General features: G+C 70.6%; 3 protein-coding genes. 1 reads left to right on the top strand and 2 read right to left on the bottom strand.

All coding sequences use genetic code 11. The features are described 5' to 3' along the window. Positions 1-241: 241 nt before the first annotated feature. Positions 242-1,096, bottom strand: coding sequence for an LLM class F420-dependent oxidoreductase (locus VIG79_RS08900; RefSeq protein WP_331884712.1), 855 nt, complete (start codon positions 1,094-1,096; stop codon positions 242-244). 289 nt (positions 1,097-1,385) lie between these two features. After that, entirely contained in the window at positions 1,386-2,381 is a 996-nt protein-coding gene (locus tag VIG79_RS08895) for a hydroxyacid dehydrogenase (protein ID WP_331884710.1), read from the bottom strand. Between the two features lie 19 nt (positions 2,382-2,400). Here VIG79_RS08895 and VIG79_RS08890 point away from each other — a divergent pair, with 19 nt between their 5' ends. Then, positions 2,401-3,060: a ThuA domain-containing protein gene (locus VIG79_RS08890; protein WP_331884708.1), complete on the top strand. Its 660-nt coding sequence runs from the start codon at positions 2,401-2,403 to the stop codon at positions 3,058-3,060. Positions 3,061-3,420: the final 360 nt, after the last annotated feature.

The following is a 3,420-nucleotide window of genomic DNA, read 5'->3' as shown; positions in this document are numbered from 1 at the left end:
AGCGGAACCACAGCATCAGCGCGGCGAGCCAGATGAACAGCCAGAAGCTCCAGAGCAGCACGTCGCCGAAGTTGGTGGTGATCGCGTCCATGGCGTTCGTCTCCTACGTGTCGGATCAGCGTCCGTGGAGGACCAATGCTTTCAGGGGTCAACCGCCCACGGTGAGAGGCGCCCCGCGCCTGACGGCAGCAATGACCGCAGCCACGAGTACGGCGACTCTTCGACCCGAGCCGAAACGCGCCTAGCCGGCTTCGAGCTCACGCAGCCGCGGGAGCTGCGCGGCAAGCTGTTCCCCGATCGCCTGGGGGTCGTCCCCGCGGGTGACGAGCAGGAAGTCGGTGACACCGACCCGGACGTAGGACTCGATGGTGGCTCGGGTCTGGCTCAGGTCCTCCTCGCCCACCCCCACCTGCACCGATCGCCGGATCTGGCCGGGATCCCGCCCGACGTCGGCGCAGTGCTGATCGAGGATCGCCGAGGACGTGGCCACTTCCTCCGGGCTACCACCGGCCGCGTTCCACACGTCCGCATACTCCGCGGCGATCCGCAGCGTCCGCTTGGGTCCCGAACCACCGATCCAGATCGGCGGGTGTGGCTGCTGCACCGGCTTGGGCTCGGCCACCGCCTCGCGCAGCCGGTAATGCTGTCCCTCGAACGTGGTCCGCGGCTGCGTCCAGAGCGCTCGGATCACCTGGACGCTCTCCTCCAGCCGGTCGGCGCGGTCGTTCCTGCTGCCGAACTCCAGCCCCAGCATCTCGTGCTCGTTCTCCGCCCAGCCGGCCCCCAGGCCGAACTCCAGCCGTCCCTGGGAGAGGTGGTCGACCGTGACCGCCATCTTCGCCAGGACCGCTGGATGACGGTACGTGTTGCCCACGACGGCGCAGCCGAGCCGGGTATGCGTGGTCAGCTGGGCCATCGCCGCCAGCATCGTCCACGCCTCGAAGATCGGTCCGTCGTCCCTCGGCCCCAGCGTGGCGAAGTGGTCCATCACCCAGCAGCTGTCGAAGCCGGCCTCGTCGGCCAGCCGCCACAGGGCACGCAGCTCGTCGATGGTCGCGTTCTGACTGAGCTTGAGCCCGAAGCGAAGAGTGGTCACGCTCCAGTCCTACCCCCGGTCGAGGAGACCGTTCCGCTTGGGGTCGCCGACCGGTCGAGTCACTCGGGCAACGGCTACAGAGATGACTGCCCTCGACGGCGTTCTGCTCGCCAGCTCGCGCATGTCGGACAACGCGATCCGGATGCTGGCGGTTGCGCGAGTTCCGCGACGAGACCGAGGCCCTCAAGGCCACGCAGGGTCACCTCATCGCGCCGGACGGACACGTCCTCGACTGAGCCCGGGCAACACGGCTGGCCCCCTCGCCGAGCGCGAGGGGGCCGGTCGTGGTCTAGGCCAGCCGGTCGTAGGCGTCGGCGCCGACCGCGTGGTGCAACGGCTCACCCCGTACCGCCCGCCCGACCTCGCCAACCGCGGAGGCGCCCATCCGCTCGAGCTCGTTGCCGGACGACCCGGCCACGTGCGGCGTGAGCGTGACGTTGGGCAGGGTCCAGAGCGGTGAGTCGGGTGCCGGCGGCTCGGGCCAGGTGACGTCGAGGACCGCGTCGAAGCGCCCGGTCTGCAGCTCGCGCACCAGTGCCGGCTCGTCCACCAGTGCGCCGCGGGCGGTGTTGATGAACGTCGACCCGTCGGGCATCGCCGCGAGCTCATTCACCCCGATCATCCCCTCGGTGCTCGGCAGCCAGGGCGCATGCAGCGAGACGACCCGGCTCGTGCGCATCAGCTCGTCCAGGCTCATCAGCGTCGCGCCGAGCGCCGCCGCCTCGTCGGAGCCCAGCGTCGGGTCGTACACCGCGACCGTCAGGTCGAACGGGGCGAGCAGCTCGATCACCCGGCGCCCGATCGCCGACGCCCCGACGATGCCGACCTGGGCCTGGTACGTCCCGTGACCCGCCAGCAGCTCGTGCACGTCGACCCCGCCCCGCACCGCCGAGTACCGGTCCCGCGCCTGCAGGACCCCCTTGGCCGCCAGCAGGATCATCGCCAGCGTGTACTCCGCCACCGGCAGCGCGTTGGCCCACGCCTGCGACGAGACGACGACACCGCGCGCATACACGTCGCGCGTGACGACCGCTCGCACCGAGCCCGCGGTGTGAACGACGGCTCGGAGCGTCGGCGCGGCGGCGAGCACCTTTGGGTCGACGAGGTCCGAGCCCCAGCCGGTGACGAGCACCTGAGCCTCGGCCAGCAGGGCTCGGGTGTCACTCGCCAGCAGGTCGTCGGGTGTCGGCGCGACGGCGACCGGCGCTATCGCCCGTAGCTGTTCGACCAGTGACGACGGGAGGATGCGGGACCGCAGGGGCTCGGGAATGGCGACGAGGATCATGGCGATGTCAGGATGCCCTGTGCCTGACGCCCTGGTCGTGAGCGGGGCCGGTCAGTACGTCGATCCCTGGCACGACTTCGCCGCCACCTCGGCCCGGCTGGCGGCGATCCTCGAGAGTGTCGGCTACCGCGTCGACATCACCGGCGAGGTCGAGGACGCGCTGGCCCACCCGGGAGACGTTCGCCTCCTCGTCGTCAACATCGGCAACCCCGCCGAGCCCCGCCCGCCGGAGGCGATGGACGCGGCCGCTGCTGGGATGGCTCGCCATCTCGCCGGCGAAGGCGGCCTGCTGGGCATGCACTGCAGCTCCACCTCGCTCACCGGTATGCGTCAGTGGCCGTCGATCCTCGGCGGCCGGTGGGTGCGCGGTCGCACGATGCACCCTCCGCAGGACGAGTTCGTTGTCTCGATGACCTCAGCGGCGCATCCGATCACTCGCGGCCTCACCGACTTCACCGTCGTCGACGAGCGGTACAGCTACCTCGAGACCATGCCGGACGTGACCGCCCTCTACGAGCACCGGTTCGAGGGCGAGACGCACCCGCTGGTCTGGGCTCGAGCGGCGGGTCCGGGCCGGGTGGTCTACGACGCGCTGGGCCATCACATCGGCTCGTACGAGGCCCCCGGACACGGCGCACTGCTGCAGCGCGCGGTGGAGTGGCTGACCGGACCCCGCTGACGCCGCCCTCGATCTTCGTTACTGGATCGTGACCTTCGCCGTCCGACGGCCGAGCGCGACCCTGAGCAGCGGAAAGACACGCGTGTCATTCGCCGCCGCCTCGAATGCCCGTGAAACCACTGTTGTCCGTGTTCTTCCTGTGACGTGTGCGCTCTAACCTCGGCCCATCCGTCGGGCCAGCCGGGGAGGAGCGCCATGCGGCCACCGCGTCGCCTTCTTGCCATCCTGCTGCGCCCGCTCGCGGCATCCGCGATCGGCCTCGCCCTCGTCGCCACCACCATCTCGTCGGCGGCCGCCGACCGTGACCCCACACCGACCGCCGATCAGGTGACCGCGGCACAGTCAGCGGTCACCTCGGCC

This window comes from Lapillicoccus sp., from assembly GCF_036559105.1.
Classification (GTDB): domain Bacteria; phylum Actinomycetota; class Actinomycetes; order Actinomycetales; family Dermatophilaceae; genus Lapillicoccus.
The sequence above is the reverse complement of the archived record's forward strand: the minus strand, read 5'-3'. Positions and strand labels throughout refer to the sequence as shown.